20 protein-coding genes are annotated in these 18,672 nt (G+C 39.7%); 10 read left to right on the top strand and 10 right to left on the bottom strand.

Annotated elements, in window-relative coordinates; translation table 11 throughout:
* Positions 1-4 precede the first annotated feature (4 nt).
* The 4 genes from gspK to H4J61_RS02775 are packed head-to-tail and all read left to right on the top strand — an operon-like array spanning position 5 to position 3,481.
* Positions 5-1,024: a type II secretion system minor pseudopilin GspK gene (gspK, locus tag H4J61_RS02790; RefSeq protein ID WP_182183522.1), complete on the top strand. Its 1,020-nt coding sequence runs from the start codon at positions 5-7 to the stop codon at positions 1,022-1,024.
* Entirely contained in the window at positions 1,024-2,274 is a 1,251-nt protein-coding gene (gene gspL / locus H4J61_RS02785) for a type II secretion system protein GspL (RefSeq protein ID WP_182183467.1), read from the top strand. Before gspK ends, gspL begins: the two co-directional genes overlap by 1 nt.
* Positions 2,271-2,738 (top strand): type II secretion system protein GspM, encoded by a 468-nt coding sequence (gene gspM / locus H4J61_RS02780; RefSeq protein ID WP_182183465.1) that lies wholly within the window; start codon positions 2,271-2,273, stop codon positions 2,736-2,738. The genes gspL and gspM overlap by 4 nt, the downstream gene beginning before the upstream one ends.
* Positions 2,738-3,481: a type II secretion system protein N gene (locus H4J61_RS02775; protein WP_182183462.1), complete on the top strand. Its 744-nt coding sequence runs from the start codon at positions 2,738-2,740 to the stop codon at positions 3,479-3,481. The genes gspM and H4J61_RS02775 overlap by 1 nt, the downstream gene beginning before the upstream one ends.
* A 293-nt stretch (positions 3,482-3,774) precedes the next feature.
* Here the strand turns inward: H4J61_RS02775 and yrfG are convergent, their stop codons facing one another.
* Entirely contained in the window at positions 3,775-4,452 is a 678-nt protein-coding gene (gene yrfG, locus H4J61_RS02770; protein ID WP_182183460.1) for a GMP/IMP nucleotidase, read from the bottom strand.
* 139 nt (positions 4,453-4,591) lie between these two features.
* Between yrfG and nudE the strand changes: the two genes are divergently transcribed.
* From nudE to H4J61_RS02755, 3 genes are all read left to right on the top strand, one after another.
* Positions 4,592-5,149, top strand: coding sequence for an ADP compounds hydrolase NudE (gene nudE, locus H4J61_RS02765; RefSeq protein ID WP_182137426.1), 558 nt, complete (start codon positions 4,592-4,594; stop codon positions 5,147-5,149).
* Positions 5,146-5,964, top strand: a complete 819-nt coding sequence (cysQ, locus tag H4J61_RS02760) for a 3'(2'),5'-bisphosphate nucleotidase CysQ (protein WP_182183457.1) — start codon at positions 5,146-5,148, stop codon at positions 5,962-5,964. The genes nudE and cysQ overlap by 4 nt, the downstream gene beginning before the upstream one ends.
* Positions 5,965-6,057: 93 nt before the next feature.
* A complete protein-coding gene (locus H4J61_RS02755) occupies positions 6,058-6,639 on the top strand; it encodes a YceI family protein (RefSeq protein WP_182183455.1) in 582 nt (193 codons plus the stop codon).
* A gap of 158 nt (positions 6,640-6,797) precedes the next feature.
* On the opposite strand, the gene H4J61_RS02750 is transcribed toward H4J61_RS02755, so the two are convergent.
* The 5 genes from H4J61_RS02750 to H4J61_RS02730 all read right to left on the bottom strand — a co-directional run bounded on the left by H4J61_RS02750 (position 6,798) and on the right by H4J61_RS02730 (position 11,472).
* Complete coding sequence (locus H4J61_RS02750; protein ID WP_182137423.1) at positions 6,798-7,034, bottom strand: YheU family protein; 237 nt, start codon at positions 7,032-7,034, stop codon at positions 6,798-6,800.
* On the bottom strand, positions 7,031-8,002 hold the full coding sequence (locus tag H4J61_RS02745) for a hydrolase (RefSeq protein ID WP_182137422.1): 972 nt from the start codon (positions 8,000-8,002) through the stop codon (positions 7,031-7,033). Before H4J61_RS02745 ends, H4J61_RS02750 begins: the two co-directional genes overlap by 4 nt.
* Before the next feature lie 183 nt (positions 8,003-8,185).
* Complete coding sequence (locus H4J61_RS02740; protein ID WP_182137421.1) at positions 8,186-8,317, bottom strand: DUF3149 domain-containing protein; 132 nt, start codon at positions 8,315-8,317, stop codon at positions 8,186-8,188.
* A 417-nt stretch (positions 8,318-8,734) separates the two neighbouring features.
* Entirely contained in the window at positions 8,735-9,472 is a 738-nt protein-coding gene (locus H4J61_RS02735; protein ID WP_182137420.1) for a tetratricopeptide repeat protein, read from the bottom strand.
* A gap of 98 nt (positions 9,473-9,570) precedes the next feature.
* A complete protein-coding gene (locus H4J61_RS02730) occupies positions 9,571-11,472 on the bottom strand; it encodes an ATP-binding cassette domain-containing protein (RefSeq protein ID WP_182183453.1) in 1,902 nt (633 codons plus the stop codon).
* 131 nt (positions 11,473-11,603) lie between these two features.
* Between H4J61_RS02730 and H4J61_RS02725 the strand changes: the two genes are divergently transcribed.
* Positions 11,604-11,798, top strand: coding sequence for a YheV family putative zinc ribbon protein (locus H4J61_RS02725; RefSeq protein ID WP_182137418.1), 195 nt, complete (start codon positions 11,604-11,606; stop codon positions 11,796-11,798).
* 513 nt (positions 11,799-12,311) lie between these two features.
* On the opposite strand, the gene H4J61_RS02720 is transcribed toward H4J61_RS02725, so the two are convergent.
* The 3 genes from H4J61_RS02720 to H4J61_RS02710 form a co-directional block, all read right to left on the bottom strand.
* Positions 12,312-12,734: a tetratricopeptide repeat protein gene (locus tag H4J61_RS02720; protein WP_182183450.1), complete on the bottom strand. Its 423-nt coding sequence runs from the start codon at positions 12,732-12,734 to the stop codon at positions 12,312-12,314.
* 245 nt (positions 12,735-12,979) lie between these two features.
* Positions 12,980-13,201 carry a SlyX family protein gene (locus H4J61_RS02715; protein WP_310649820.1) on the bottom strand — a complete coding sequence of 74 codons (222 nt, stop codon included), beginning with the start codon at positions 13,199-13,201 and terminating at the stop codon, positions 12,980-12,982.
* The gene (locus tag H4J61_RS02710) at positions 13,198-14,142 is read right to left on the bottom strand and encodes a hypothetical protein (protein WP_259363067.1); all 945 of its coding nucleotides are present in this window, start codon (positions 14,140-14,142) and stop codon (positions 13,198-13,200) included. The genes H4J61_RS02715 and H4J61_RS02710 overlap by 4 nt, the downstream gene beginning before the upstream one ends.
* Positions 14,143-14,322: 180 nt before the next feature.
* On the opposite strand from H4J61_RS02710, the gene H4J61_RS02705 reads away from it, so the two are divergent.
* Positions 14,323-15,081 (top strand): FKBP-type peptidyl-prolyl cis-trans isomerase, encoded by a 759-nt coding sequence (locus tag H4J61_RS02705; RefSeq protein ID WP_182137416.1) that lies wholly within the window; start codon positions 14,323-14,325, stop codon positions 15,079-15,081.
* A gap of 107 nt (positions 15,082-15,188) precedes the next feature.
* Here the strand turns inward: H4J61_RS02705 and H4J61_RS02700 are convergent, their stop codons facing one another.
* On the bottom strand, positions 15,189-15,380 hold the full coding sequence (locus H4J61_RS02700; RefSeq protein WP_182183448.1) for a hypothetical protein: 192 nt from the start codon (positions 15,378-15,380) through the stop codon (positions 15,189-15,191).
* 252 nt (positions 15,381-15,632) lie between these two features.
* Here H4J61_RS02700 and H4J61_RS02695 point away from each other — a divergent pair, with 252 nt between their 5' ends.
* The gene (locus tag H4J61_RS02695; RefSeq protein ID WP_182183445.1) at positions 15,633-18,656 is read left to right on the top strand and encodes a TonB-dependent receptor; all 3,024 of its coding nucleotides are present in this window, start codon (positions 15,633-15,635) and stop codon (positions 18,654-18,656) included.
* The last annotated feature ends 16 nt before the right edge of the window (positions 18,657-18,672 follow it).

Below are 18,672 nucleotides of genomic sequence, written 5' to 3'. Positions count from 1 at the left end.
AGTGATGAAAGTTTTTGCCGGTAAACATAGCGCCAAAGGTGTTGCGTTAATCACAGTTATGCTTATTGTGGCATTAATCGCGATTTTGGCAACGCAAATGACCGCGCGGTTACAATTACAAATGCAACGCACCACCAATATTGCCTCAAACCAGCAAGCCTATTGGTATGCCATGGGCGCAGAAGCCTTTGCAAAAAGAGTGTTAATACAATCCTTTGCAGATAATGCCGAGGTAACACATTTAGGTCAAATATGGGCGCAAGGGGAGAACACCTTTCCTGTCGATTTGGGCGAAATTACCGGCGAGATAACCGATTTAAATAGCTGTTTCAACTTGAATGCCTTACGAGCCGACGATGATGACAGTAACAATATTCGTAATAATGGTAATGTAGCAACAAAATCGCCAGCAAGAGCCGCATTTGAAGAATTACTCATTGTCATGAATATTGAAGGTGTTGGCAGTTTTGAAGCGCAATATATGGCAGATGCTTTAACCGACTGGTTAGACGCTAATAGCAGCATCTCAAGTTCAGGGGGTGCTGAAGATAATGATTATGCCGCCAAAGCATTTCCTTATTTAGCGGCGAATAATTATCTTGCTAGTATCGGCGAGTTAAGAGTAGTTGAGCATTTTACGGTTAATGTCATTAATAAACTCAAAGACTATGCCTGTGTTTTACCTAATACTAACCTCAATAAGATTAACGTAAATACCATCGCATTAGACAAGCCTGAAATACTTGTCGCCATGTTAGGGATAAGTCAAAATGAAGCGACACAAGCTTTGACTGCTCGCGGTGAAGAAGGCTTTAAAAGTGTTGATGAATTTTTTAATTTAAGTGAGTTGAGTAAAGCTAAAATACCCCCCGAGAAAAAACAACAATTTGCCGTTACCAGCGAGTATTTTAAGCTCAAAACAACAGCAAGTTTTAATAACAGTTACTTTGCTTTGAATACCATTATGAAAGTAGATAATAAAAACAATATAAGTGTGATCAGTCGCATCATAGGACGAGAGTAATGGGTGAAACCTTATTTATCCGTTTAGGCAGCCAAATTGAAAATAAAATTCACTGGCTGATCAAAACCAACGGACAAGAAGATATTATTGCAAGTGGTGAGTTACCTAATGCCAACGCATTGAGTCAATTAACTGAAAAATCGACAGCACGGGATGTGGTCGTTTTTGTACCCGCAAGTGACATTGCCATTAAACGCTTAAAAGTGCCTGGCTCATCTCAACGTGCTATTCGTTTAGCGGCGCCATATATGATGGAAGAAACGCTGGCACAAGATGTTGAGCAACTATGCTTCGCCTTTAGTGATACAAAACAAGATGAGCAGGGTAATAACTGCTTTGTTGCGGCACTTGAGCGCAAGCAGTTAGAGCTTTGGCTACAGTGGCTGGCCAATGCAGGAATATTCACTAAGTCAATCATCCCCGATGCGCTGGCATTACCCTTGGCTAGTCAAAGCAGCACGGCAGTGATGCTGGGTGAGCAAGTCTTAATCAGGCTTGGTGCATGGCAAGTTATGTCATTTGAAGCAAATGCATGGCCTATTATTGCGCAACACTTCAGTGCACAGGCAGAAAACAGCGCACTAGCAGAAAATGAAAACACCATTTTGGCCTATTCATCTCTACCGCAAGTGCCGGCGGAAATAAAGGTCGAATACTTACCCGAAGAGCTGCCTTTAGCTATTTTAGCGAATAATCATTCCGCTAAATTCAACCTACTGCAAGGTGAGTTTCAAGTAAAAGAAAAACGTTCAGCAACCAAGACCAGTTGGCTTTGGGTCGCCGGTATTGCCGGTGTAGCCTTAGTGCTTAACTTTACCCTTAAGGGGGTAGAATTATATCGCTTGTCAGATCAGCAATCGGTGATTGAAGCGCAAATTATCGCTAATTATAAAGCAGCATTTCCTCAGACTAAGCGCGTAAAAGTGTCAACCGTTCGCTCACAGTTACGACAAAAATTAGCCGAGGTGGGTAATAGTGACGAATCTATAGGATTTTTGTCATTATTAGTTAAGCTTGAGCCCGCATTAGCCAGTGTGCCTGAAATTAAACCACAAACATTAAAATTTGACGGTAAACGCCATGAAGTTCGTATGCAAACCATTGCCAAAGATTATCAATATTTTGAAAAGTTAAAAGTGGCGCTTGAAAAGGCAGGATTAACCGTGAATTTAGGCGCACAAAATAATCAAGGCGAGCAAATTTCAGGCTCGTTTAGTATTACAGATACCGCAGCTAAGGGGCGCTCATGAAAGCTTGGTGGCAACAGTTAAATATACGTGAACAACGTTTGGTCAGCGTGATGTCAGTGCTTATATCGATATTTATTTTATATGGTCTTATTTGGCAGCCGCTGACGGAAAATATCGAAAAAACAACATTAAAGCTTGAACGTCAACAAGCCTTGTTAACTTGGGTGACCGAAAATACTCAACGCTATCAACAAGCAAAACGTAGTGCACGCGGCGGTTCGGGCGCAAGTTTGTCGAGCATAGTCAACCGCACTTCCAGCGCTAATAATATAACCATTACTCGCATGCAGCCCCAAGGCGATGACTTACAGGTCTGGATTGATGAAATATCATTTAACCAGTTATTAACTTGGTTAGAGCAATTGGCCATTAACGATGGTCTGCAAGTTAAAAATATAGATCTTAGTTCAGCTGATCAACAAGGTATGGTTCGTGTTCGTCGATTACAGTTAGGAAAGAGTTAATGAAAAAGAAGTTTGCTTATATCGCCATTTTCTTCACCGCGTACAGCGTTTTTGTTTTAGCATTAATGCCGGCAAGTTGGTTGATGGCGCAAATTAATTTACCGAAAAATATCACTATCGCCGCAGTAGAAGGCACTATTTGGCAAGCCCGTGTTAAGCAGGTCATGGTTGATGACGTTGTGATTAACCAAGTGCAGAGTTCGCTATCGTTTATGTCTTTGTTAATGCTTGACCCAAAACTTGATATTAGCTTTGGTGGTGCTTTAGTCAATGGCCCTGAAGGACAGTTGACGATAAGTGGCTTATTATCTGACATGGTTCTTGAAGATGCGCAGATAGACCTTGCTGCCAACACAGTGACCGCAAGGCTTAACTTACCGGTTAATGTTATTGCCCATGAACAATTAGCGCTAACTATTGACCGTTTTATTATTGGCAAGCCGATATGTCTTGAATTACAGGGTAATTTGCAATGGCGTAATGCGGGTATTACCGCTTTTGATGAAAAAGTTGAGTTTGGTACACTTAAGGCAAAATTAACCTGTGATAAAGGCGAACTTGTCGCTGATATAGACCCTGAAAATGATTTAGGATTAAGCTATCGTGCCCAGTTAAAGCAAGGCGGGCGTTTCTCAGGTAGTGGTTATTTAAGCCCAGGGGCTAAATTTCCTGAGCAATTAAGATCAGCATTAAGCTTTTTGGGTAAGCCAGATAATCAAGGTCGATATCGCTTAAAAATATAATGGCTAGATAATGCCTACATAAGATATCACTCACCTTACACTTAGATGAGTTTAGGTGAGTTATATCAAATACTTTATTGCTCTTAAGTGGGCAACCAATGCGTCAGGTTAGTGTCATAGCGATTGAAATAAATAATCGATTATTCGAAGCTGGCCTAAATATTTCATAGTGGCGTTACTTTCAATCACACACGTTAGTTCCAGTTATTACTCCATCAAGGGCCTTGCTATTGCATACCTCAGCTCAGTTATAATTACTGACGAAATGCAATGGCTATCATACCTAGGGATGATTAATTGTTCCACTTGCTGTTGTTTATTCCTGCCAGCAAAACACTATAATCAGTAATTGACGGGTAGTCATTAATCACAGCACTGGCTTTTTTACTATCGGGGTTTGCTACCGCTAATAAATGCTCAATGCCATATTTTTTAGCAGAATCGAGCATAACGACACTGTCATCAACAAAAAGTGTCTTCTCTAAGGCAAAACCATGCTTTTGATGTAGGCGTTGCCAGAGCAGTTGTGATTCTTTTGTCACACCAAATTCATGAGTTGAATATAGGGTATCAAAGTATTTATCTAGCTTAGTGCGCTCTATTTTTAGCGATAAACTATCAGGGTGGGCATTGGTGACCAATACCACTTCACGCCCTGATGACTTAAGCGCAACGAGAAAGTCATGTGCGTCACTGCGCAGTTGAATCAAATGTTGTACTTCGCGTTTTAGGTCGGTGATCGACAGTTGTGTTTGCTGGGCCCAATAATCAAGGCAATACCAATCTATAGTCCCCGCCACTTTTTCGTAATGATTGGCTAATGATGTTTGCGCATCAGCTAAACTTACCCCGTGTAAATCACTATAGCGTTTAGGTAAGTGGTGCAACCAAAAGTGATTGTCAAAATGTAAATCGAGTATGGTTCCATCCATATCAAGCAAAACAGTTGAAATTTTTGACCAATCAAGCATAGATTTTTCCCTAGAAACACGTTTATTATAGGAGCATACCAAAGAGGTTTGGTTATGTATTCAACGTTATCGTGTTAAGGTTAAACTTTAGTTTTTTCAACGTTGCATTCTCAGTTAAGTTGTTGCAATAAAGGCCGTTATGACAACAAAAAAAGTACTACCGCAAATTACTGCACGCAAGCAGGTTGCTAAAAGTCGTTTATTTTCGATTGAACAAGTCGACCTAACTTTTACCAATGGCGAAAAACGTGAATATGAACGTATGTCTGGCAAAGGTAGAGGGGCGGTGATGATTGTACCTATGCTAGATCAACATACCATGTTACTAGTACGTGAGTACTGTGGCGGCACTCACACTTATGAACTCGGCTTTCCCAAGGGGCTGATTGATGCTGGCGAAAGTGCGGCAGAGGCAGCTAATCGAGAATTAAAAGAAGAAGTGGGCTACGGTGCTCAAACATTAACCTCAATACATACCGTTGCCATGGCGCCCGCATTTTTTGATGCCAGCATGACCATTTTTCTCGCGGAAAATCTTTATACTGAAAAGCTGCTCGGTGATGAGCCCGAAGCGTTAGAATTAATACCTTGGCCGTTAGCCGATTATCGGCAGTTGATGCAAGAGCCAGATTTCAATGAAGCACGCAGTATTGCCGCGCTATTATTAGTAAAAGATCACTTAGGAGGTATTTTATGAGCCCAGAAAAATTATTGTCAGTAGCACTTGAAAGTGCCAAAAAAGCGGGACAAGAAGTCGCGAGTTACTATAAGCATGGCAACTATACGGCTGAAATGAAGGAAGATAATAGCCCAGTGACCAGTGCTGATATGGCGGCAAATGACATTCTAATGGACGAATTAAGAAGGCTAACACCTGATATTCCCATTATTTCTGAAGAAGTGGGGGCGTTAGCACTTGCTCAGCGCGGCAAATGGTCACGCTATTGGCTATTAGACCCTATTGATGGAACCGGAGAGTTTATTGCTGGCAGTGGCGATTTCGCTGTCAATGTTGCTTTAGTGGAAAATGGCTGGCCAACTATTGGTGTTATCCATGCACCTGATCATCAATTAACCTACTATGGCCAAAATCATTTAGGCGCATTTAAAGAAAATGATAGCGGTAGTCATCAAATACAAGTGGCAAAATATGATGGCCAGCGCCGAATTAAAGTCGCGATTAGTCGTCGCCAGGATATTAACTTAATGGGGCAGTATTTAAATGATAAATACGACTTCGACCATGTTGCTTTAGGCAGCTGCTCGCTAAAAAATTGCTTAATTGCCGAAGGTGGTGCTGATTGTTATTTACGGGTTGGGCCAACAGGTGAGTGGGACACTGGCGCTAGCCATTGTATAATTGAACAAGCGGGTGGCAGTATTATCGACAGTGAATTTAAGCCATTAACTTATAACCAACGTAAAACTTTGATGCAGCCTGATTTTTTATCTTTAGGGAATAAAGAGATCCCTTGGCATGATATTATTAAGCCGCACAGAACAACACGCTAACAATCAATAAGAGCCTAAGCAAAAAGTTAATATACTTATTTGCTTTTTAGGCATAAAGGTCAAGGCGAAAGCCTGACACAGATGGAGAACAGAATGCGCCAAACAGCTTTAATGTTAATTACCCTACTTGTGGCTACAATCAGTTTACCTGCTTTAGCTACATGGAAACTCGACAATTCAAGTTCACTACTTAGTTTTACTTCGGTGAAGAAATCGGCTATTGCGGAAAATCACAGTTTTGCAAAACTTGAAGGCGATATTGACGCAAAAGCACAGGTGACTATTAGTGTTGACCTAGCTAGCGTAAATACCAATATTGCCATCCGCGATGAGCGAATGAAAAAGTTCCTTTTTGAAACTGACAAATATAGCTCAGCAAATTTTACGACTCAGCTGGATAAAGAATTAATTAACTCTTTAAAAACTGGCCAAAATCAACAACTCAGTCTTAGCGGAACACTTGATTTTCATGGCCTACAACAAATAGTCACTATTGATGTTAGTGTTGTTAAGCTAAGCGCAGATAAAATATTGGTCAACACGATAAAGCCATTTTTTATTAAAGCGGATGCTTTTAGTGTCGTTGCGGGCATTAATAAACTTAAAGAGTTAGCATCTCTACCGAGTATTGATTATGTCGTGCCGGTAAGTTTTTCAGTTACCTTTACTCGTTAAATTAAAGGTCGTTAAGTTTAAAGGTCGTTAAGTTTAAAGTTCGTTAAGTCTACACTTGGCTAAGTGCAACATTCGTTAAGTTGACACAGCATTACTCTTTATCAAAGGCACTTAATCAGTGCCTTTTTCATTGCAATAAAATGTAGGTACATTTTGTTTTAAGCGCTTTCGTCACTGTCTTCAACCAATTGATCTGTCGGTAAAATATTAACTGTCTCATGTAGTTCTGAGTAGACTAATAGGGCAGAGCCTTGGGTTAATTGCTGACGCACTTGGGTGATTTTATCACTGAGTGATACATCTTCACTACCATACTCAGTACCTTCTCGAAGGACAAAGTTCTCAATAATGGCGTTTAAAGTCTCGGTTGATAATTGTTCTAATGGAATGATCATAAATATCTCGTGAAAAATTCAGGTATACGCTGCTCAAGCCAAAATTGTGGCTTAAGTGGATTTTTACCGGTAATGAAGCCAACATGGCCACCATGAGCACTAATTTCAAAGGTTAATTGCTCTGGTAGAACACCAATAGCGGTGGTGTTTTCATGGCATAAAAAGGGGTCATCGCTCGCGTGAATGATTAAGCATGGTGTGGTTATCTGTTGAAGTACATCTCGACCGCTTGCTTGTTGATAATAGTGATTGGCATCGCGAAAGCCATTAACTGGGGCGGTGATCATTTGATCAAACTCTCGAATAGAGCGAACCTTGTCTAAATGGTTTCTGTCTATATTATTGAGTAAATCTGCATTTATTTTTTCAATGGTGCTGGCTCTAAGCATATCAACTAGGTACTTTTGATAAACGCGCGAAAAGCCTTGATTAATTCTGTCGCAGCAACTTGATAGGTCAAGTGGAGCACAAATTACACCGGCGGCTTGATAGATATTTTGTTTTTGTTCTGCCAAATATTTGGTTAATACATTCCCCCCCAATGAAAAGCCTATAATCGCTTTTTTTGCGGTAGGATAAGTATCAGCAAGATATTGACTAAAGTAGTCAACATCACAAGTTTGACCACTATGATAAGACTTTGCCATACGATTGGGTCGGCCACTGCAACCGCGAAAATGCATTAAAACACCTATCCAACCTTGCGCTTTAATTGCAGATAACATGCCTTTAGCATAATGACTGTTTTTTGAACCTTCTAAGCCATGTAATACGGCGACAATGGGCCGAGAGCACGAAGGGCTAACTTTTTCGGTCCACGCCAAATCTACAAAGTCACCATCGGGTAACTCTAACGTCTCATTTGTGGTGTTAATGGTGTGACCACGCCTAAAAAACTTAGCGGCAATGGTTTGGCAGTGAGGGTTTTTAAGCCACCAAGCAGGGCTGAAAGAACTTTTGGTAAACATAACGTGGTAATAGTGTGTAATGCAAAAAATTATTGTACGTTAAAACACTGTGGATGCCCAATGTTTAGCCATCAATGTACAAGCTTATTAAGCTTAGCGCAGAGTAAAAAACCAAGGCTGAGCCGATAGCATTGATCTTGTTATATGTTGAATCTATATACCTTGACTGTACTCTTGCTAGATTTACTTTTCATCTTCACTAATATGCTTTAAAAAATAATAGACATAAAAGCCACATATACCCAGTAAAACCGCTAAGCCAATAAAAGAATAAAGCACAACAGGGTCGTTGATTAGCATATTTAAAACGTTCATAACTGACTCCAAAAAACATCAAAATAGTAAAAATATTAGATAACTATTGTAAATAATAACTCAGTACTACTTATTGATTTAGATCACATTCATTGCCATTGTATGCTGTGAATATGATGGCTGGAAATGGAGGCTAGCATTGACTTTAGGTATCGATTTTAGGTATTGATTTTAGGTACGGACTTCAGGTATTGATTTTAGGTATGGTTTTTTATGAATAGTAAGAAACAAGCAGGTTAGAGCTTAACCTTTCTATCGCTGAGGTTACTTATTTTTATCATCAAATAGACCGTTAGATAAATAACTGACTGAAAGGCAAAAATAAACCCGCTAACGTTTGTTGCGGGTTTATTTTTTTATTGCAGCCGGTCAACAATAGGTTATTGTTAACTGGCTAATACAGACGAATTTTTTCGCCTAACGGTTTTGCTCTATTAGCGCTTGCCTTAATTTCAGCTCTCTTTGTTGTATTATGTTGCGCTGAAGAGTATCGGCTTTTTCACGGCTGATTTTAATTTCTTCTACCGTTAACTTATGCTCGTCCATATCGCGACTTTTTTCTGCTATACGATAGCCATTTCTAGCGGCAATAATATTCCAGATATACGACATCTCTGTACTTTTAGCGACCCCTTTGCCGTCAAAATACATTAAGGCGAGGTTAAATTGCGCTAGTGCATAGTTTTGATCAGCAGCCTTTTGATACCAGCGCGATGCTTGTAAATAATCTTGTGGTACACCGCTGCCATTATAAATCATCACCCCTAAGTTAAATTGTGCGCGAGGTAAGCCTTTTTTTGCCGCTTTTTCCATTAAGGTATAAGCGGTGTTTAGATCTTTTTTAACGACTTCACCCTCACTATATAACAAAGAAAGGTCAAACAAAGCATCTGAATAATTTTGTGACGCCGCCAAATGAAATAATTCCACTGCTTTTGTTGGATTTTTCATCACGCCGTAACCATTTAAATAAACTAAGCCCATTTGATATTGAGCAGGTGCATATCCTTCTGCTACTAAAGGCTCAAATTGAGCTATTGCGGCGTTAAACTCACCACGATTAAGATCGTATATGCCTAAATCTAAATCTGCGCTGTATGCAAAGTTCTGAGCAAATAGGGCAATACTAAGTACGAGTAAGGTCAATTTTTTCATTTTAATGTCCTATAGTCTGGTGTTGTCGCCATTAAACGCAATGACAAAGTATGTTGCTGTAATGTGTAATTCATAATGTGTTAAGTGTAGCAATAAATTTATAATGCTTGCGACATTATCTCTTCAATTTGCTCTTCAAGGTCAAGCCATTGTATTTCATTGGCTTCTAAGTCTTGTGTCAGCTTTGCTTGGCGTTTCAGTAGTTCGGTTAGTTTGGCTTTATGCTCAGCTTGATAAATGTCACTGTCTGCTAACTTAGCTTCAACTTCCGTTAACTCGTCTTGGCTTTTTTGTACTAGCTTTTCAAATTTATCTGCTTGTTTGCGCAGTGGTGAGGCTTTTTTACGTAATTCGGCTTGTTCTTTGCGTTGTTGTTTTTTATCAACTTGTGGCTCGCTAACGATTTTATTTGCTTTAACGCTTTGCTTTTTATCGTCATTTAACCATTGTTGATAGTCGTCAATGTCACCATCAAAGTCAGTCACGTGGCCGTTAGCCACTAAGTAAAATTCATCGACACACGACTCTAATAAATATCGGTCATGGGCAATAAGAATGATTGCGCCCTCAAAGTCTTGCAGAGCTAACACCAATGCTTGACGCATTTCTAAATCAAGATGGTTGGTTGGCTCATCTAACAGTAGCAGTTGTGGTTTTTCTAGGACAATAAGCGCTAATACTAAGCGCGCTTTTTCGCCACCAGACATAGTGCCGACTTTATCTAGTGCTTGGTCACCACTAAAGCCAAAGCGGCCTAGAAATGACCGTGCTTGTAATTCGGTTATATCGGCCTTTGCCCGTGTAATATGCTCAATGGCACTACTGGATAAGTGGAGTTGCTCAAGTTGGTGCTGTGAAAAATAGCCCACTTTTAAATCTTGCGCACAATAACGCTCACCTTTTAGTAGGGCTAAATCTCCCGCCAGTGATTTTATTAATGTTGATTTACCCGCACCGTTGCGCCCGAGTAAGCCAATGCGACTTCCGGGTACTAGGGTCATGGCAACATCTTCTAAAATAATGGCTTGTTCACTATAGCCACATTGGCTCTCTTTTAGTGCCAGTAACGGATAAGGCAGGGTTTCGGGATGCTCAAAGCTGAAAGTAAATTGACTGTCTACATGTGCTGGCGCCAAATCAGGTAATTTTTGCAGTCGTTTTAAACGACTTTGTGCTTGTTTTGCTTTACTGGCTTTAGCGCGAAAGCGGTCAACAAAAGAGGTTAAGTGAGCAACTTCTTTTTGTTGTTTCTGATATTGCGCATCTTGCTGTGCAAGGTGTTCGGCACGTTGGCGCTCAAAAGCACTATAATTGCCCGAATATAATTTCGCGGTTTGATGCTCAATATGCAAAATTTGGCCAATCACATCATCAAGAAAATCACGATCATGTGAGATCAGCACTAAAGTACCGGTGAATCTTTTTAACCAACGTTGCAGCCAAATCACGGCATCTAAATCTAAATGGTTGGTGGGTTCATCCAGTAATAATAAATCGGCACGGCTGATCAAGGCTTGAGCTAAGTTTAAGCGCATTCTCCAACCACCAGAAAATGATTTAACTGGGTTAACTAGTTGCTCTTGTACAAAACCTAAACCGTGTAATAATTCTCCCGCTCGTGCCGGTAAACTGTAGCCATTGACCGCGTCAATTTGGTTGATAATAGTGGCTTCAAGCGTGCCATTGTCGTCTTCGCGCGCTTGTTCTAATTTCGCCTCTAGCTCACGATATTCAACATCTCCATCCATAACATAGTCTAGAGCTGAGCGGTCTAACGCGGGCGTTTCCTGTTTAACGGTAGCAATTTTCCAGCTTGAGGGCATAGAAAGGTTGCCCACATCTGATGGTAGTGTGCCCAGTAAGCTGGCGAACAAAGAAGATTTTCCACAGCCATTCGCCCCAACAAGTCCAACTTTATGATTTGGATGTATAGTAAAACTTGATGATTTTATGAGGTATTTTGCGCCTCGGGCTAAACTTAAATCTGTGGCTATGATCATTTATCGTTACTCATTTTAATGCAGAACACTATTGTCGCTTTTCCTTAGGGGGTAGTTCAAGGTAAAATAGAAATCCTAGGCAGATATCTTGCTAAAATCTGTGAAAAAATTCCATAAAATTGAGTAGATAAGTGAAAAGACGATTTATAGCAGGAGCAACCTGTCCAAAATGTAAGGCAATCGATACCATGGCGCTAACGAAAGAAAATAGTGTTGAGACAGTCACCTGTGTAAATTGTGGTCATCAAATGGCGCAACCTGAAGAGCATGTTGCACAAGACGTCAGACCAAAAGAGCAGGTCATTGGTATTTTTAAACCAGATTAATGACTTGAATATTAAACAAAAATCAAATCTTGTTTAGCCTGGGGCTGTGTTCAGTTGTAGCGCTTAATTGACCGGTACTGTTAAGCCATACTTTTGTCTGGTTTTGATATTTTACCAAAGCGACTAGGCGTTAAGTTTGATTTGTAGCGAGTCAGAAGTAAATAAGGCAGAAGTAAAGATAGCCGTTAGTGCTGAATTTGGTATTATCGATTTGACAATCTAATCATCTTTATTTGGTGAGGATAATTTCTCATTTAGTGTTTTTATTTTAGCGTCATCAGACTAAATTTTTTGACTGAATTAATTTTTACAATTTTTCATCTCTTCCTAACAGTTAATTATCTTTCATCTGTTAAGAATAATAGTTCATCATTGCGACCGTTTAGGAAGGGATAAGCTCAGTAAGCTTAAATGTGTAAAGCTAAAGCATCTGGGATAGCACAAGTACCCAGTACTATCCCAGAGAAAATCCCCGCCAGTATTCAATATAGCCCAGCTAAGTTTTAACATTCATTATGATGAAAGTTTTAACTCTTCCAGTAAGTCATGAATTTCCGCTTTTAATTCTTTATCCGAAATTTTATTACAGCTGATTTTAGCTTTTTCTAACGACTCAATAGCGCCTGCTTGATCATCTAATGCCACTTTCATTGTCGCGATAGAATAACTAATAGACGAACGGAAGTCTTTGTCGTTAATCGTTTCAGCTTTTAATAAAGCTTGCTCATAAATAGTAATAGCTAAAGGTAAGTCATCAGTAAAGTCAGCAAGTGTTTCCCACTGCACAGGGTGGTCTTTATCGGTATTTTCATTCTCTTCGCAGAGTTGTTTTAGTTCGGCATAAAAACCATCGAATGTAGATTGCTCTTGCTCTTGAGCTGCTGCCATTAAGTGATCAGCGAAAAAAAGCACTTGCTTGTATATTTTGGTGTTCATGCTGCGACCTTTGTCAGTTGCGTTAACTTACGTTAAGTTTTGTGATTAACAATATTCAATCGCTAATTATAATGCTTTTATAGCCACCAACCCCAGTTTATTCGCTCAGTAGCTTAAAATTTAGCAGAGTAAATTAAATAAAGCCTACTCATTAGCGCCTAGGGTTATTTTATATCTGCTTTAATAACCCTGCAGGTATTGAAGTGCTTGGTATCAATTAGATTATAATATTTAGCGTATTGCGTTTAATAGTGTGGTGGCGGTGGCTCTACTTCTTCTTTACCGTCTTGCTCTGGCGTATTGTCTTTAATTCTGTTGGCAAGCAATGATACTTGCTGTTTCAGCTCTGCAAGCTGGCGTTGATGTAGTGTTATTTCGTGGTTAAGTTGTTCTATTATATCGTCTTGAAAGGCATTGCGGCTTTCAAGCATTTCGACGGCTTTGTTTAATTCGTTAACTGATTTCACTGTTTATTTACCTGCCATAATTCGGCGTATCCTGAGGAACTTTCGGTGATTACTTGGTTATTATCTCTAAAAGCGACGCTATAAACAACTGCCCCCGCCGGTCTAATATCATCACGTGGTAAAACACGCCAACTGGTTAGCCGTTCGCCTGTAGCAATATCCCATACGCTAACCTTACGAGAAGGTGCGCCAGTTAATAACTTAGTGCCATCAGGTGAAAATTGCACCGCACTAAAAATCTCTTGGCGATTAAAATATTTTAATTGGGACACTAACTCACCGGTTTTTAAATCCCAAATATTGGCTGACTTTTTACTGTCAGCGGTAAAGGCATAGCGTGCTTTAGGATCAAGCGCCACCATAGTCACGCGACTAGGGTGATTAAAACGATAAATAACTTGTCCCGAAACGGTATCCCAGACATAAGCAACAAAATCATTAGAGCCAGAAATAGCCACTCGGCCATTAGGCAACATATCGATCGCATTAATTTTTTCTTGATGGCCCAAAAACTCTAAGCGGCGGCCATTGGCGATGGTGATGTGGACGACTTTACCGTTACTTTGTCCAACAAGTAAGTAGTCACCATTATTTGCTACGGCGACATCACGAATAGTAGATTCGGTAATTGACCAATAACCTTCTGATTGGCCATTTTTGATATTCCACAGGGAAAAATCATGGCGATTAGCGGTTAGGGCATGACTGTTATTATCAGCAATATCTGCCACCAATACTAAATTATCAGCACTATTTTGCTGTTGCGACCAGTTATATATCAGCGCGTTTTTGTCTAAATCCCACAAGCTAATGCCGTGATGAATGGATGAGACAACACTGAATTTAGCGTCATTAGAGATATTTGCCGCGTAGGCTCCCTCTACCGCATGTTGCCACCTTTTTTCTGGTGCTTGGCCGAGAGGCTGACAAGCTGTTAGCAATATCAACACCAATAAAAACAAAAGCTTGGCTTTAAGATTAGTTAAGTTACAGTTCAGCAAAATATTAATACTTTTTTCTTAGGGCATTTATCGTTAGTATAAGCCGCATTGTTTCACAATTCACACATATTTAAATGACTTAGCGGGAATTTCTGACTGAGTAGTAAAACGGAGAAATAAATGAGATTTTTTAAACCAACGGTAGTCGCTATTGCTTTATTATCAGTAATGGGTTGTCAAGAACCAGTTAAGCAAGAAGAACAAACAGTTGCGCTTGATACAGAAATACAAAAACAAGCTTACGGTTTAGGTGCTTCAATTGGTATGTACATGGAGCGTAATCTAGAAGAGCACGATAAGTTGGGCTTAACTTTAGATAAAACACTTATTATTCGTGGCTTTACCGATAGCATGGACGGTAACTCTCAAATTGAACAAGAAGACATTCAAGCCTTGTTGATGAATTTAGATCAAGCAATGAAAGCAAAGCAAGCCGAGCAAGCTACCGTAAGTTCAGAAGCAAGCTTAGCTGAAGGTCAGGCTTTCTTGGCAGAAAATGCTAAAAAAGAAGGTGTTCAAGTTACTGAGTCGGGCATTCAATACGAAATTTTAACCGCAGCTGATGGTGATAAGCCTGTTGCTACCGATACAGTAACAGTGCATTACAAGGGTACTTTCCTTAATGGTGAAACTTTTGATAGTTCATACGAACGTGGTGAGCCAGCTGTTTTTCCACTTAATCGCGTGATTTCAGGTTGGACCGAAGGTGTGCAGTTAATGTCAGTAGGTGCTAAGTTTAAATTTACTATCCCTGCAGATCTAGCTTACGGCCCAAATGGTAACCCACCACGCATTCCGGGTAACTCTGTGCTTCAATTTGATATTGAATTATTAGAAATTCAAAAACCAGAAGCCGCAGCGCAAGTTGGCGATAAATAGCTAAGTAAAATTTTATAGCTTTTTGTATAGTAAAAACCAACCACCTAGGTTGGTTTTTTTGTTTTTAACCCGGCATCACTACTGTATTGCTACTGCATTCAATTAGGCTAATCAGATAGCGGTAAGTGCTCAACGTACTCAGCAATAGCTAAACTTGAGATCAGCCCGGCTGAGTCAGTAGCCAATAAATTAATTAGCCCTGATATGCCATATTTGTTTTCATTTTGAATGCTAAAGTCTCTAAAACCTTCGTATGCGGCTTGTAATTTTGGCCGAACCCCTGCGTAATCAGGCTGCAACTTTCCTCTATGTTTAATACATTTGATCTTGGGTATTAATGGGCTAGCGGCTTATTAGTGACAATATAGATGTTATGAGTTTTGCTGATGTTACAAAATTGTTTGAGTTCTCAGTATTATTGAATACGTATGCAAAGCATATCTAAAGAAAAAACCATCCCTTATATTAATAACGTTAACGATAAATAATAAAAGTTAGTTAGAAAACTAACAATAAAAATATGTCATGGATGAATATTAGGGGAAATAATTATGCGTACATTTAAGCGGAGTAAGCTTTCAATAGCCTTACTTTCTTGTGGTTTTATAATGTCTTCTGGGGGGCTTTATGCACAAGAAAATGTTGAAACTACCTTAGAAACAGAAAAAGTAGACGTAAAAGATAACGCCAAAGCAAAAGTAAAAGCCATTGAAGTTATTGAAGTTACTGGTTTTAGACGTTCACTTATTGAATCTATCAATCAGAAACGCTTTGCTGATACCGTATCAGAGCAAATAACGGCCGATGACTTAGGGGCACTACCTGATGTTTCCATGGCAGACGCTTTAACACGTTTACCCGGTATTTCTGCTGTAAGAACCGGTGGGCAAGCTGCTGAAATTAATATCCGTGGTATGTCAGGTGGTTTTGTATCGACCACCCTAAATGGTCGCGAGCAAGTCTCAACCAGCGGTCAGCGCAGTGTTGAATTTGATCAATACCCTTCAGAGCTGATTTCACAAGCCTCCGTTTTTAAATCACCTAAAGTATCACTCATTGAAGGTGGCGTGGCAGGTACAGTTGAATTAAAAACTGCCAGTCCTTTGAAAAATGAAAAACAACATTCTTTTAATGTGAATGCTCGTGGTATGTACAACGATTTAGCCAGCGATGTGCCTGATGCTACATCATCAGGTCATCGTTTTAGTGTTTCATATCAGGGTAAATTTGCTGATGACACCTTGGGTATTGCGCTTGGTTATGCACGTTTATTCCAACCCAGTGCCAGCACACAGTTTATCGGACAAAGCTACAATAAACTTAGAGATGTAGACGGGGTAGAAAACGATACAAATGGTCCAACAAAAGAAGACGGTATTCACCTTAATAAAGAATATGTCAGTGAAGGTTTTGAGTTGCAGCACAAAGGCGGTGAAGAAACCCGTGACGGTTTCGTTACGACTATTGAATGGCAACCCGTTGATAACTTTAGGCTAAAGCTTGATGGTTTTTATTCTAAATTTGATTCTGAAGAATTTGCCCGTGGTTATCGTGTTAAATTGGACGGTGGTAGTGCCGCAATAGGCAATGCCACTATTATTGATAACTCTGTCATAGGCGGTACATTTAACAGAACCTATAATAGTTCAACGCGTGTTGAAGTCGTTAATGACGACAATAGCGATTCTGATGAAGTAAAAAGCTTCGGTATCAATGCAGACTGGCAAATTACCAACAACCTTAATATGGCGATAGACTTATCTTATTCATTAGCCACCAGTGATTTTAGAAATGGATTACTTTGGGCACTAGTATCAGATGATGCTAATGCAGCAGAGCCAGAATTTGATAATAATGTCTCTATAAATTACTTATTGAATGGCCTAGATTTACCTGATGTGAGTTTAAATCAAGCCGATGCGTTAACAGATTTAAACCGTGTTATGGTGACAAAATACGGCATTTATCCTTATATCAATTCAGACGAAGTTACCGCTGCTCGTGTTGATTTTCAATACTCACTTGATACTAATTATATTTCTTCTATTGAATTTGGTGCTCGTTATTCAGAAAGAAAATACAGTAATGACCGCTCAGTCTTTGAATTTGGCAGCGACAGTGGCTTTAATTCGAAAGAAAAACCTTTAACGCTCACTGAAGATATGGTTTCAGTGGTTGACTGGCAAGGTGACTTTTCTTATTTTCCAAGCTATTTAGCACTTGATCAAGATGCAGTGTTAAATGCTTGGTTTCCTGAGGGGGTTCCTCAGCCAGTTCAAACCTGGGGCGGCTCTGCAAGTGGTGTTATCAATGGTGACTCATTAGGAAAAAATTCAGACTGGACCATGAAAGAAAGTGGTGAAGTATTTGAAGATATTTTCGCGGCTTATATTATGGCAAACATTGATACTGAAATTGGCAATATGTCAGTCACGGGTAACTTTGGTGTTCGTGTTGTTAGAACAAAACAAGCATCTACCTCATTACAAGATGTTGGCTTAACAAGGGTAAAAGATGCCTACGGCGAAGATGTTCTGGATGCAAAGCGCGATGTTGTCGTAGAGCCTAATGCAGATTTAGGCGCGCAATTTATTACCGACGACGCAGGGCTAATCAACCAAAAATATGCACCAAGTATCATCAGTAATACTTATACCGATTATCTCCCTCAAATGAATTTAAATTTTCATCTAACCGATGATGATCAAATACGTTTTGCTGCGGCAAAGGTAATGAGCCGACCTAATATTGACCGACTAGCTTCAAACAGTAGCGTGAATATTAACAAGGTAACAACTGAGAGAGGTACTTACGCTGAAATAAGTGGTAACGCTAAAAACAGCCCTCATTTAAAGCCGTTTTATGCCAATCAATATGATATTTCTTATGAAAGATATTTTACAGAATCGGATGGTAACTTTGTTTTTGCCCTTTTCTATAAAGACATAAAGTCGGCAGGTATTGTTACCCAAACGATCAGTGAATATGACTTCGCTGGCAATGGTTTAATTGTCCCTGATGAATATATTGACCCACTAAGCGGCGTGCCATTAGAAATTCGCAATGGTAATTTTGAAACAGCGTTTAACGATGATAAAGGTGGTTATATAAAAGGGCTTGAAGTGACATACACGCAAGTTTTTTCATTCTTACCCGGTTTATGGTCTGGCTTAGGACTGAGTGCAAGTTACTCACATACTAAAAGTGAAATTCAACAAATTTCAAAATTAGGGCAACAAGATTTACCTATTTCACTGCCAGGCTTATCTGAAAATGTTCTACAAAGCACACTATTTTGGGCTCATGAAGGTTTTGAAACGCGCTTTAGTGCACGTTATCGAGATGAATTTGTTTCAGAGCAAGTCGCTGTCGAAGCACAAACCGTTAATTACGACGATGAATTGGTCATCGATTATCAGGCTTCCTATCAAGTTAATGACAATTTAGGTGTTGTTTTTCAGGTGAATAATGTAACCGACGAACCCACCAAAAGTTACTTTGGCGTACAAAGCCAAACAGGCACCATTCAGTACTTTGGTCGTCAGTTCTTTTTAGGTATGACGTACGCGTTGTAGAGCCCGTTAGTTATTA

Origin of the sequence: Colwellia sp. MB3u-4, assembly GCF_014077065.1 — a bacterium.
Lineage (GTDB): Bacteria > Pseudomonadota > Gammaproteobacteria > Enterobacterales > Alteromonadaceae > Cognaticolwellia.
The sequence above is the reverse complement of the archived record's forward strand: the minus strand, read 5'-3'. Positions and strand labels throughout refer to the sequence as shown.